Here is an 11,551-nt window from a genome sequence, read left to right as displayed (position 1 = left end):
GTAACGGGAAGCGGGGAGAGAACAGCAGAATCTTATAATGGTGAATCACAAAATGCAGCGCTTTTGGTTGTCGAATATACTACTGAACTTCCTGTTTACCAATGTGCTGATGGTATTGATAATGACGGTGATGGCGCAATAGATATGGCTGATCAAGGGTGTATCAGTTCCAGTGATAGCAGTGAGTATGGAAACAATGAATGTGATGATGGCATTGATAATGATGGTGATGGTTTAACTGATGTTGCTGATCTAGGGTGTATCAATTTAGCCGGGTTAGATGAAACTAATTGTGGAGACGGGATTTGCGGAGCTGGTGAAAGCTGGCAATCATGTTCTCTTGATTGTGCTGTGCCCCAATGTTCAGATGGAATAGATAATGATGCTGATGGCTTAGTCGATTTTCCAAATGATTCGGGGTGTTTGTCAGAAGTAGATGATGATGAGGCTGATTTCTTAGGCAATACTCTGAGAGTTCCGACAGATTATTCTACAATCCAGGCTGCTATTAATGCTGCACAAGATGGAGATATGGTTTTAGTTTATCCAGGTACATACCCTGGAGACCTCATCGTCTCAAAAAGGATTACAATAGCATCTAACTTTATTAATACTGAAAATCAGCAAGATATTACCAATACAATTATCAGTGGTGGAAACGATGGATTTTTTGTTCAAACTCCAATCGGAGAACCTATGAAAATAATTGGTTTTACTATCACTGGAACTGTAGATGGTATAGATTTTGAGGGGGGAAGTTCGATAGTAAAAAATAATATATTTGAATACAATACTGATGATGCTATTGATTTGGATGGTTCTTCTGAGTCAATCATAGAAAATAACATCATTAGAAATAATGGTGATGATGGACTGGAGATTAGACTCCATAATTATAACGGGCCAACACTAAATATTATCGTAAGAAATAATACAATCTCTGGAAATGGTGAGGATGGAATCCAGTTAATTGACTATCCGGGAATATCTGACAGAGTCTTTTATTTTTATAATAATATAATTAAGGATAATGTATACGTAGGATTGGGATTAATGGATAACGGTGACACTACTGAAGACTACCGGGCAGCCAGCATTCCTGAACCTATTTATCTATATAATAACCATTTTATTGGGAATTCATATGGTATAACCGGGGGAGATAATTTGAAAGCCATGAATAATATGGTGATAGGCACCCCCAATATTGCATTTAAAAATGTTGATGGTAATTCTCAAATTTCATACTCTTTATTTTGGAATAACAGTGTAGACAATTCAGGAAGTAATCTTGATACATTAAATAATGTAAATGAGAATCCACTGCTAGATATTAATCTAAGACTACAAAGTGGCAGTCCTGCAATTAATGCCGGAGTCTCAATAATCGAAGTCGAAAGTGATTTTGATGGAACATTAAGACCGCAAGGTGCTGCCTATGATATTGGCGCTTTTGAGTACTCTGAAAGTATTTCCCCGTAGATCGAATGTAAGCCTCAAAACTCACCTTGGCGAGTTAATCCCAAGGTGTTAGAGCTGTTTTTTCAATATGCCTCGGCAATAACGATTCGAATTGCTCCACTCCACGTTTTCTGCGAGGAGGGAGTAGAAAAGAATTATACCAATTCCGTTAATGAGATGATCTATTTAGGCGTAGGAAAAATGGATGAAAGCAAGGCATTGATTGCAGTAACTAGTTGTTCTAATTACACAAAATCGTATGGAACGATTTTGAACAGCTTTAGCTGGCCACAAAGTGGTGAAGAACAGGACGTTCTGAATCAAATCAATAACGAAGCTAGCATTCATTTTAACAAGCATAAATGAATAGATAATTATCGGATTTGGTATAATAGTAAATATTACCTAATGACTCGACAGGACAGAATGCTATTTTTCAAAAGAGAGACCAGACAATCATTTACCACAGAGTACACCGGGCTGGCAGAGCAAAAACTCAAGGGCCTCTCTTACCTTTCCCAGTGTGCGCTCTGCGTCCCTGTAAATTAACTCAAAGCAAAACGCAGTTTTGCAGTTGAATAAAATGTGCGTGGTAAGATACTTATAATAGTACAATATTAAATGCTGGAGAAAGATCAGAGCAGTAACTGTATTTCCTGGAGGATTTGTAAACACCATTCTTCAATGCGTTGATCACTTAATTCATATTGTGTGTCTTCATCGAGCGCCAGGCCCATAAAGTAGGGCTGATCCGCTAAAAGGGCTTTGGAAGCGATAAATTCATAACCCGTCGTTGGCCAGTAACCGATAAACCTGGGATGTTGCGGTAGCAGTTTGTCATGCAGCATACCAACAGCATCAATAAACCATTCGCTATAACCCTCCTGATCACCCAGCCCGTATAACGCGATAATTTTATTGTTAACATTAACCGACTCCAACTCGTCCCACAACGCGCCCCAATCTTCCTGAAGCTCCCCGTAATCCCAGGTTGAAATCCCTAAAATAAGAATATCATAATCATTTATCTTGCTAATGGGCGTGGTTTTTATGTTAAATAGGTCAACCAGAGAGGTACCGATGGTTGCCTGGATCTTTTCCGCTGCAATTTCAGTGTAACAAGTACTCGAACCATAAAATAAACCGATTTTCATATAGTAAAGCCTGATAAATTAAAAACCCGGTTAATTTACAGATAAGGAAGCGTTAATGGAAGTATTAAGCATCGATCAATTTTTAGATTCATTATGGTTGGAGAGAGGGTTGTCGCAAAATACCTTAGCATCCTACCGTCATGATTTACGTCTGGTCGAAGATTTTTTAATGGCAAGAACGGTTAGTTTATGTTCAGCGTCGACCATGGATTTAATTGATTTTTTCAGCGATCGTCTGCACGGTGATAAAGAATACAAAAATGCTTCAACAGCACGTTTGATGAGCGCGTTGCGCCGTTATTATCAATATTTATGTCGGGAAAAGCTGCGTGACGATGATCCCAGTGCCAAGCTTGAAAGTCCTAAAATTATAAAACCGCTGCCTAAGTCGCTTTCAGAATCAGAAGTGGACGGCTTGTTGTCTTCTCCGGATCTATCGGATAGTGTGCAATTTAGAGATAAAGCGATGCTTGAACTCTTATATGCAACCGGCTTACGTGTATCAGAACTGGTCGGACTCGCAATGGAAGAGATAAACTTAAAGCAGGGGGTTGTGCGCATTACCGGTAAGGGCAATAAAACCCGTTTGGTTCCCTTGGGAGAAGAGGCCATTTACTGGGTAGAACGTTATCTTGAAGAAGCGCGGCCTGAATTATTAAAGGGACAAAGCAGCGATGTATTATTTCCAAGCCGCCGTGCAACGGTGATGGTAAGGCAGACATTCTGGCACCGTATTAAATATTATGCGCAGGTATGCGGGATAGATAAAGAAGCATTATCGCCGCATGTGCTGCGCCATGCCTTTGCTACGCACCTGTTAAATTATGGTGCGGATCTGCGTGTGGTGCAGATGTTGTTGGGGCACAGTGATCTTTCCACCACGCAGATATACACACATATAGCCAAAGACAGGCTTAAGGAGCTGCATCATGAGCACCACCCGCGTGCCTGATGATTTTTGCTATGCAGAGATATCACCTCAGGATGGATCTAGAATAACCAGAAACACGACACAGTACGCAGTGTGTATGCCGGGCAAATTAAAACATTCACAAATCGGGGCTTCCTAGGCATAATCTTATACTTTCGGGTATTAAGAGTTTTTTAATGCCATCAAACAAAAATGAGGTTTTTATGGCAACTATTTTTTCTAAAAGAAGTGTTATTTGTGCGCTTATATTAATTGGCTTTTCAGCTGTTGTACCTGCCAGTGAATCAACATCGCCTTCTACAGTTGAACAAATAACATCGAAAATGCAAAGCCTTAATATCCCGGTTGATGGCATCAATCCGTCAGTAATAGAAGGGTTATATGAGGTAACCTCTAAGGGTGATATCTATTATGTTAGTGGCGATGCGACGCATTTAATATATGGTAATATTTACGACCTGAACAATCAGATGCTCAACCTGACCGAGCAGAAAAAGGCGCAGTTAAGCCGGGACAATATTGCAAAAAATATTGATAAATTAACCGCTTTTGAAAAAGATATGATTGTCTTTAAAGCAGATCAGGAAAAACATGTGGTGACGGTGTTTACGGATCCGACCTGCAGTTACTGCCAGAAGTTACATTCAGAAATGGCTGATTATAATAAAGCCGGGATCACTATTCGTTATTTAGCATTCCCGCGTGCCGGTTTGAATTCGTCGACCTACCAGAATATGGTTTCAATCTGGTGTGCTGAGGACCCTAAAGAGGCGATGAATAGTGCTAAAAAACGTAAATCTATCCCGTCTAATAGCTGTGAAAATACGGTAAAAGAGCAATATGAATTCGGGCGTCTGCTCGGCGTAAATGGTACGCCTGCTCTGATTTTAGAAGATGGTTCGATGGCGCCGGGTTATCTGCCTGCTCAGCGTTTGCTGCAGGTTTTAGAAAATTAGTTCAATAACACCGCCTTTGTGCCGGATTAATTTAATAAACTGTAGCGAAAATTAAATATCGCACTGCTTATTAGGGGCAGCTGATCTTTTGCGTGCAAAATTTGTATTCGAAAGATCAGCAGACCCCAATCATCTTTATAAACAAACATTGGTAGAAATTATGCCCACTGTTCAAGTAACAAAAAGACCTACAATCGCTTCCGCTTCAATCTCCCTACCCTGCTCCCCTTTATTAAAACAACTGTACCTTAATCGTGGTATAAAAAGTGCGGAAGAGTTAGATAACAGCACCAAAAGTTTGCTGCATGCGCAGCAACTAAAAGGTATTACAGAGGCTTGTGAGCTTTTATATCAAGCGCTGTTATCTTCTCAAAAAATCATTGTGGTCGGGGATTTTGATGCAGATGGTGCGACTAGTACCGCACTCAGTATTCTCGCCCTGCGTGGTTTAGGGTTTACCAATATTGATTACCTTATTCCCAACCGTTTTGATTATGGCTATGGTCTAAGTCCGGAAATCGTTGAGTTGGCGATTGCCAGAGGGGCGCAATTATTGATGACAGTGGATAATGGTATCTCCAGTATCTCGGGGGTGAAATATGCCAAAGATAACGGTCTGAAGGTCTTAGTAACCGATCACCATTTGCCGGGAGAAGAAATACCGCAGGCGGACGCGATTGTTAACCCCAATCAGGAGGGATGTCCTTTCCCCAGTAAAAATTTAGCCGGTGTGGGGGTTGCTTTTTATGTGATGCTGGCATTACGCGCTTTTATGCAGCAGAAAGGTTATTTTACAAATATTAAAGCGCCTAATTTAGCCACATTATTAGATATAGTGGCTCTGGGCACAGTTGCAGACGTGGTCGTACTGGATGCGAATAACCGCACCTTAGTACAGCAGGGGCTGGCGCGCATTCGGGCAGGGGTTTGCCGGGTCGGTATCAGTGCGTTAATCAGCGTTGCCAAAAGAAACCAAGTGCAGTTAGTGGCCAGTGATTTAGGTTTTTCATTAGGACCAAGGTTAAATGCTGCAGGGCGACTGGATGAGATGAGCTTTGGGGTGGAATTGCTGTTATGTGAAAATGTAGAGCAGGCAAACATACTGGCCAACGAATTAGATGCGTTAAATCAATCGCGTCGTGAGATTGAACAGAGTATGCAGGAAGAAGCATTAAAAAATTTAGCGGATTTAGCACTGGATGAAAGCAATATCCCTCATGCTATCTGCTTGTTTGAAAGTGAATGGCATCAAGGAGTGATTGGTCTGGTTGCCTCCCGTATTAAAGAAAAATATTACCGTCCTACGATTGCTTTTGCAAAAGCAGGGAATGGCGAAATTAAAGCTTCTGCGCGTTCCATTCCCGGGGTGCATATCCGTGATATGCTGGATCTGGTGGATAAGAAACTACCCGGTGTCATTTTGAAATTCGGCGGACATGCGATGGCTGCCGGACTGTCTTTAAAGGAAACTGACTTTGAGCTGTTTGCAACGACCTTAAACAGGGTACTTGAAGAGCAGGTCAGTACTGAGCTTCTCAACAACATTATTCTCTCAGACGGACAGTTAAGCGGCCATCAGTTTACCCTTGAGCAGGCCCAGGAGTTAAGGGATGCAGGGCCATGGGGACAGGGTTTTCCTGCGCCGTTGTTTGACGGTGTTTTTAAAATTTTACAGCAGCGTCTGGTAGGTGAAAAACATTTAAAAATGACCCTGGAAGTCGATGGCAAAGCCATTGAAGCGATCGCATTTAATGTGGATGTGGCGCTATGGCCTAATCCGACGCTAAAAAAAGCGAATTGTGTTTATCGTCTGGATGTTAATGAGTTCAGAGGTAACCGCACAGTACAGATGCTCATTGAGTATCTGCAACCGGAATAAGAAACCGTTAGCCGACGGCTGTCAGCTAACAGTCTGTTTTTTTATACAGCTCCCTCAAAATCGAGTTGACGCCAGGCTTCATAGACGAAGACGGATACTGCATTAGATAAATTCATCGAACGGCTTGTTGCCCGCATTGGAATACGCAATTTCTGCTCGGTTGGTAAAATATCGAGGATCTCAGGCGGCAGGCCACGAGTTTCCGGGCCGAATAATAATACGTCTCCCGATTGAAAGTCTGCCTGGCTATGGAAGGTGGTTGTTTTTGTGGTACAGGCAAAAATTCTTTTGCCGGAGACTGCCTGTAAAAAAGCATCATAATTTTTATGCCGGTAAACATGAGTCATTTCGTGGTAATCAAGTCCCGCCCGGCGCACTTTTTTATCATCCAGCTCAAAACCCAAGGGCTCAATTAAATGTAAAATGCAGCCGGTGTTTGCGCATAGGCGAATAATATTTCCTGTGTTCGGTGGAATCTCAGGTTCATACAGTGCTATTTCAATCATAGTAGGCAGTTATCTTTTAGTATATTGACAGGAATTTCAGGTGTAAACGAGTTTATCTAACCATAACGGGGGAATTGTAAGTGCATACACACTTTATTATCAATGTTTTCTGCCCAAATCTTTCCTCCATGTTTAAACATGGCATTTTCAGCTATGCTCAATCCTAACCCTTCCCCGCCTGTTTCACGCTCCCTGGCTTCACTTAAACGATAAAAAGGACGAAAAATATTTTTTAATTCACTTTCAGGAATTAACGGGCCGTCATTTTCAATACTTACAATGATAGTCAGCACTGTTATGCTTATTTTAACGTTAATCTTGTGCTGCGCATATTTAATGGCATTCCGGATTACATTTTCGATAGCACGATAGGCAAATTCAGGATATAAATTGATTTTAACCGTTGATAATCTCGGGTAGGTAAATATTTTTCCGTATTCATTGGCTTCAAACTCGGCATCTAAAAAAAGCTCCTCGAGAAATTCATTAAGCGCAATTCTCTCTTTCTGCACTGGTGTTAATTGGATACGCGACAGGTTTAACACTTCCGTTAGCATGGATTCAATTCTTTTTGTTTCCAGTTCAATGCGCAGCAGGTCTTTGCTTTCGCCGAAATGCTTTTTACTGATCGCCAGTGCCAGGCCTAAGCGGGTTAAGGGGGAGCGTAGCTCGTGGGAAATGTCACTGAGCAGTCGTTGCTGATTGTTAAGCATATTTTTTAAGAAAAGCACCATCAGCTGCATTGAATTAGCCAGTTTTTCTATTTCATCACTATTCTTAATGGTCGGAAACCGGGTATTAAGTTCTCCCTGAGCAACCAGATGAGCAACTTCCTGCAGCTGACGAAGCGGTTGGGTTAAATGCCAGGCCAATATTGCACAGATTGGCGCGCTGATAATTAAAGCTGTCAGCAGTAATAAGAAGGGGTTGTCGATTAACCACTCAATGACTTCCAGCGTTTCCTTCTGGTTAGGAGCTGAAAAATAGAGCAGGTAGGTGCGCTGATTATGCTCGAATACAACCGGTCCTAGATAGGTTAATTTGGTCAGAATTTTTTTTTGCGGAGTTTCAGATGAATCGCTATCGAGAATAAACTGGCGCATTTTTCTCGGAGCCTTGTCATTAATCAGACGGCCAAAAAGATCCGTTAGGTAGATTCTGCGAAAATCCGTGCCGGGATCGTTGTCGATTAATTCCTGGATAGTTGCATCAGGGTAGAGCTCTGCGGATCGTTGCAGGCTTTCCCGTACTAAGGTTAAATCGTTTAAATCACTGCTGGTAACATCTTGTAGTTGCCTGTCATCTAAGAGAGGAAATGAAATCAATATGGTGGTTAATAATAGAATCAGAAACCAAAAAGACAAAAATATTTTTACAAACATCGAGTTAATTGGTGCACGGGAGGTGATACTGCCCCAGTGAATTAAGAGTTTCTTGAATTTTTCAGATAGAAAAATGTTACTTAGCTTAAATTTTTTCAAGAGCTTAATTCCTCTGTTTTAAACGCCAGGGGGCAGTATCAACTAGCCTCCTTTAGCTGGTTTTGTCCTTCTAACCACATGTAACCACGTCCCCTAAAGTTTTTGACGCGGGTCTGACCGTCGAGTCTTGCCGGTAGTTTACGTCTCAGATTGCTTAAGTGCATATCAATACTACGGTCAAAAGGCTCTAATTTTTTGTCTAATACCTGCTCACTTAGATCCGCTTTTGAAAATAGCTCCCCGGGGTGAGTGATAAATTTCTCTAGTAACAATAGTTCAGTCCCGGTCAATTCGATAGTAATACCCTGACAAACTGCTTGTTGTTGTGCAGGGAAAAGCTCAATATCTAAATGACTTATTTTATTAACCGGATCTGTATTTTGTAGTTGGGTGCGGCGCAGAACTGCTCGGATACGTGCGATTAATTCCCGCTCGCTAAAGGGTTTTGCCAGATAATCATCTGCGCCCATTTCAAACCCCAGTACTTTATCAATTTCATCCCCCTTCGCGGTTAACATTAATACCGGGACGGCACTTTTTTGGCGTAACAGTTGTAACATTTCCAAACCATTCATACGTGGCATCATGACATCTAATAATATCAGGTCATAATCCCCGTTAAGTGCTTTGTGTAATCCGCTTTCACCATCGCATGCGGTCTCAACAACAAAATCTTCCAAGGAAAGAAATTCTGCAAGCAGGGAAACAAGTTCGTTATCATCATCAATGAGTAGTAATTTATTCATGTACTGGCCTTATAAAAAAAAACCTTCGTATAAGTATAAGCCACTTATCGGAGGGCCTGTGTAAAAATAGTGTTCTGGTACATTTAAATGCATTATCAATTTAATAACGTAATGCAGATTATTTTTCCGTTATTAGACAGTATTTTTAAGTTGTTATGTGATTCTTTACGTTTATTTACACTGTGTGAGGGGGATTTTTCACGCAAAATTGAGGAGTTAGCTGTTGCGGATGTTTGCAGTTGAAAACAGTATGTTAAACAGAATAATGTATCTGCTCGTTAGCATTATGCGGTCATTTAGTGTTATCTTGTAACTCTTTGATTGGTCGTTGAAATTCGCATTTCTAAGCGGGTAGGGTATAATGTCCGCTTAATTGATTGTTATGCTACAGGTGTGATTTTTGTCAAATAATTTAAACAAAGCAGAATACGCCCGGTTAGTAAATCTTGCCGGTCGTGCAGCTATATTCGCTGCCTCTCTACTAATTATCGTTAAACTGGTCGCGTGGATCATGACCGGCTCGGCGAGTATATTAGCCACGTTAACCGACTCGCTAATGGATGTGACAACCTCTATTATTAACCTGCTGGCAATTAAAGTTGCGCTGCAGCCTGCCGATGATGATCACCGTTTCGGGCACGGGAAGGCGGAGAGTCTTGCCGGGTTGGCGCAAGCTGCGTTTATTTCCGGTACCTCAATCTATCTGATGTTTAACGGTATCTCCTCACTGGTAAACGGGCACCAGATAAGCGCATCGGATATTGGTATTGCAGTGATGGTTTTCTCTGTAATAATTACTGTACTGCTGGTTGTTTTTCAAACCTATGTTGTCAAAAAAACCGGCAGCATGGCGATTAAAGCCGATTCCTTACATTACCGGACAGATATTGCGATGAATGGCGCGGTATTATTAGCGCTGGTGTTGGCCGGATTGGGCTGGCATTGGGCGGATGGCGTATTTGCTATTGCTGTGAGTGTTTATATTCTCCATGGTGCATGGCAAATTGGCCGCCTGTCAATTGATGCTCTAATGGATAAACAGTTACCTAAATCCGATGCGGAAAAAATTCTTAAAATTGCTTACCATGTTAACGGGGTGCGTGGTGTGCATGATTTACGCACCAGACAGTCGGGTAATACTAAATTTATTCAGTTACACTTAGAGCTTGATGATAATCAAAGTTTATTAGAGGCACATAACAAGGCGGATCTGGTAGAAGAGGCATTAGATCTTGCTTTTCCTCACACAGATATACTGATTCACCTTGATCCACTGTCGGTGGTTAAGGAGGAAAAGTTGAATGATAAATTACAATTTGAAACGTCGCCAGATAACTATATTGAGGGTAATATTTAATGGATGCCGCGCAGAAAAAATTATGGAAAAAAATACGAGAAGAAGCGTGGGATTATTCCGCTAGTGAGCCCATTTTAGCTAGTTTTTTTCATTCTACGATATTAAATCATCACAGCTTAAAATCGGCTTTAAGTTACCAACTGGCAAATCACCTGGATCATCATACTATGCCGGGAATTTTATTGCGGGAAGTGATTGATGAGGCATTTTCAAAATCACCGGAAATTGTTGAGGCAGCAATGGCTGACATTCTTGCTGTCCAGGACCGAGATCCTGCTGTTGATGATTATTCAACTCCTTTACTCTATCTCAAAGGTTTTCAGGCAATTCAAATTCACCGTGTAGCGCATTGGTTATGGAATAATAATCGTATCCCTTTAGCCCTCTATCTGCAAAACCGCAGCTCTGAATTATTTGCTGTTGATGTTCATCCTGCAGCGAAGATAGGTAAAGGTATTATGTTTGACCATGCTACCGGCGTTGTGATTGGTGAAACAGCAGTTATTGAAGACAATGTTTCGCTATTACAGGGGGTAACCTTAGGCGGAACAGGGAAAGTGGGAGGTGATCGCCATCCTAAGATTCGTCAGGGAGTAATGATTGGAGCAGGTGCTAAAGTGCTTGGTAATATTGAAATTGGTATTGGCGCGAAAATTGGGGCAGGCAGCGTAGTGTTAGAAGCTGTACCTCCTCATACCACTGTAGCCGGTGTTCCTGCTAAGGTGGTGGGGGTTCCCTCTTGCGATATGCCTTCCTTATCTATGGAACAGGGACTTTAATAAAACTCTCTTTGAGGTGTTTGTATATAGTATACCCATGTTACTTCAAGATGCTTTTGACTTTGCATCTTGAAGGAACATGGGTATAAATGCTTTCAGCTCTCAACCTGATTCTTATACACAAATATTAAAGTAATACCAATTCCGCTAATTATCTATTCATTTATGCTTGTTAAAATGAATGCTAGCTAGACATAAAACTACGTTTTAGTCTTTGTTATTGATTTGATTCAGAACGTCCTGTTCTTCACCACTTTGTGGCCAGCTAAAGCTGTTCAAAATCGTTCCATACGATTTTGTG

11 protein-coding genes are annotated in these 11,551 nt (G+C 41.4%); 7 read left to right on the top strand and 4 right to left on the bottom strand.

What is annotated here, in order from left to right; translation table 11 throughout:
- Both ABZA00_RS13865 and ABZA00_RS13860 read left to right on the top strand, forming a co-directional pair.
- Nucleotides 1-1,482, top strand: a 1,482-nt coding sequence (locus ABZA00_RS13865) for a right-handed parallel beta-helix repeat-containing protein (protein WP_372882752.1), incomplete at its 5' end; no start/stop codon positions are given.
- A 156-nt stretch (nucleotides 1,483-1,638) separates the two neighbouring features.
- Complete coding sequence (locus ABZA00_RS13860; RefSeq protein WP_372882751.1) at nucleotides 1,639-1,827, top strand: hypothetical protein; 189 nt, start codon at nucleotides 1,639-1,641, stop codon at nucleotides 1,825-1,827.
- A gap of 269 nt (nucleotides 1,828-2,096) precedes the next feature.
- Here ABZA00_RS13860 and fldB read toward each other — a convergent pair whose 3' ends face one another.
- Complete coding sequence (fldB, locus tag ABZA00_RS13855; protein WP_372882750.1) at nucleotides 2,097-2,615, bottom strand: flavodoxin FldB; 519 nt, start codon at nucleotides 2,613-2,615, stop codon at nucleotides 2,097-2,099.
- Between the two features lie 55 nt (nucleotides 2,616-2,670).
- Between fldB and xerD the strand changes: the two genes are divergently transcribed.
- The 3 genes from xerD to recJ all read left to right on the top strand — a co-directional run bounded on the left by xerD (nucleotide 2,671) and on the right by recJ (nucleotide 6,381).
- The gene (gene xerD, locus ABZA00_RS13850) at nucleotides 2,671-3,567 is read left to right on the top strand and encodes a site-specific tyrosine recombinase XerD (RefSeq protein ID WP_372882749.1); all 897 of its coding nucleotides are present in this window, start codon (nucleotides 2,671-2,673) and stop codon (nucleotides 3,565-3,567) included.
- A gap of 182 nt (nucleotides 3,568-3,749) precedes the next feature.
- Entirely contained in the window at nucleotides 3,750-4,502 is a 753-nt protein-coding gene (gene dsbC, locus ABZA00_RS13845) for a bifunctional protein-disulfide isomerase/oxidoreductase DsbC (protein ID WP_372882748.1), read from the top strand.
- A 160-nt stretch (nucleotides 4,503-4,662) separates the two neighbouring features.
- Entirely contained in the window at nucleotides 4,663-6,381 is a 1,719-nt protein-coding gene (gene recJ, locus ABZA00_RS13840; RefSeq protein WP_372882747.1) for a single-stranded-DNA-specific exonuclease RecJ, read from the top strand.
- A 41-nt stretch (nucleotides 6,382-6,422) separates the two neighbouring features.
- On the opposite strand, the gene trmL is transcribed toward recJ, so the two are convergent.
- From trmL to ABZA00_RS13825, 3 genes are read right to left on the bottom strand one after another with little or no spacing between them, the layout of a single operon-like run.
- Nucleotides 6,423-6,887: a tRNA (uridine(34)/cytosine(34)/5-carboxymethylaminomethyluridine(34)-2'-O)-methyltransferase TrmL gene (gene trmL, locus ABZA00_RS13835; RefSeq protein ID WP_372882746.1), complete on the bottom strand. Its 465-nt coding sequence runs from the start codon at nucleotides 6,885-6,887 to the stop codon at nucleotides 6,423-6,425.
- A 56-nt stretch (nucleotides 6,888-6,943) separates the two neighbouring features.
- Complete coding sequence (locus ABZA00_RS13830) at nucleotides 6,944-8,368, bottom strand: ATP-binding protein (RefSeq protein ID WP_372882745.1); 1,425 nt, start codon at nucleotides 8,366-8,368, stop codon at nucleotides 6,944-6,946.
- 38 nt (nucleotides 8,369-8,406) lie between these two features.
- Complete coding sequence (locus tag ABZA00_RS13825) at nucleotides 8,407-9,114, bottom strand: response regulator (RefSeq protein ID WP_372882744.1); 708 nt, start codon at nucleotides 9,112-9,114, stop codon at nucleotides 8,407-8,409.
- 400 nt (nucleotides 9,115-9,514) lie between these two features.
- Between ABZA00_RS13825 and ABZA00_RS13820 the strand changes: the two genes are divergently transcribed.
- Together ABZA00_RS13820 and cysE are read left to right on the top strand one after the other, a co-directional pair.
- Entirely contained in the window at nucleotides 9,515-10,471 is a 957-nt protein-coding gene (locus ABZA00_RS13820) for a cation diffusion facilitator family transporter (protein ID WP_372882743.1), read from the top strand.
- Nucleotides 10,471-11,250, top strand: coding sequence for a serine O-acetyltransferase (gene cysE / locus ABZA00_RS13815; protein WP_372882742.1), 780 nt, complete (start codon nucleotides 10,471-10,473; stop codon nucleotides 11,248-11,250). The genes ABZA00_RS13820 and cysE overlap by 1 nt, the downstream gene beginning before the upstream one ends.
- Nucleotides 11,251-11,551: the final 301 nt, after the last annotated feature.

This window comes from Psychromonas sp. (assembly GCF_041586535.1).
Lineage (GTDB): Bacteria > Pseudomonadota > Gammaproteobacteria > Enterobacterales > Psychromonadaceae > Psychromonas.
The sequence above is the reverse complement of the archived record's forward strand: the minus strand, read 5'-3'. Positions and strand labels throughout refer to the sequence as shown.

Bases quoted from the DNA above. Each gene is read 5' to 3' on its own strand.
- fldB (WP_372882750.1), bottom strand. From the start codon at position 2,615: ATGAAAATCGGTTTATTTTATGGTTCGAGTACTTGTTACACTGAAATT.
- trmL (WP_372882746.1), bottom strand. From the start codon at position 6,887: ATGATTGAAATAGCACTGTATGAACCTGAGATTCCACCGAACACAGGA.
- ABZA00_RS13825 (WP_372882744.1), bottom strand. From the start codon at position 9,114: ATGAATAAATTACTACTCATTGATGATGATAACGAACTTGTTTCCCTG.
- cysE (WP_372882742.1), top strand. From the start codon at position 10,471: ATGGATGCCGCGCAGAAAAAATTATGGAAAAAAATACGAGAAGAAGCG.
- xerD (WP_372882749.1), top strand. From the start codon at position 2,671: ATGGAAGTATTAAGCATCGATCAATTTTTAGATTCATTATGGTTGGAG.
- dsbC (WP_372882748.1), top strand. From the start codon at position 3,750: ATGGCAACTATTTTTTCTAAAAGAAGTGTTATTTGTGCGCTTATATTA.
- ABZA00_RS13860 (WP_372882751.1), top strand. From the start codon at position 1,639: ATGATCTATTTAGGCGTAGGAAAAATGGATGAAAGCAAGGCATTGATT.
- recJ (WP_372882747.1), top strand. From the start codon at position 4,663: ATGCCCACTGTTCAAGTAACAAAAAGACCTACAATCGCTTCCGCTTCA.